Raw genomic sequence first — 564 nt, 5'->3', positions numbered from 1 at the left:
CTGACGTTGAGTCTATTGAAGCAACACTAAAAACCATTAACGATGAGTTTGGTGCGATCGATATTCTAGTGAATAACGCAGGTATCACTCGCGATAACCTACTAATGCGCATGAAAGACGATGAGTGGAACGACATCATCAACACAAACCTAACGCCTATTTACCGTATGTCTAAAGCGGTTCTGCGTGGAATGATGAAAAAACGCGCGGGTCGTATCATCAACGTAGGTTCTGTTGTAGGCACTATGGGTAATGCGGGTCAAACTAACTACGCAGCAGCAAAAGCGGGCGTGATTGGTTTTACCAAATCAATGGCTCGTGAAGTGGCTTCTCGTGGCGTAACGGTTAACACAGTTGCACCTGGTTTCATCGAAACTGACATGACTAAGGCGCTAAATGACGACCAACGTGCAGCAACGTTGGCGAACGTGCCAGCTGGTCGCTTGGGTGATCCTCGTGAAATTGCATCAGCAGTAGTTTTCCTAGCTTCACCTGAAGCCGCTTACATTACTGGTGAAACTTTGCATGTAAATGGTGGCATGTACATGGTTTAATGCACAGTTC

Annotated in this window: 1 protein-coding gene; it reads left to right on the top strand. The window is 46.3% G+C overall.

The features are described from left to right. On the top strand, positions 1–554 hold a 554-nt coding region (locus tag R7Q48_RS29770), incomplete at its 5' end, for a 3-oxoacyl-ACP reductase family protein (protein WP_318133985.1). Positions 555–564 lie beyond the last annotated feature (10 nt).

This window comes from Vibrio sp. 378 (assembly GCF_033339435.1).
Note: the sequence above shows the minus strand (reverse complement) of the source record. Positions and strands in the feature narration are given on the sequence as shown.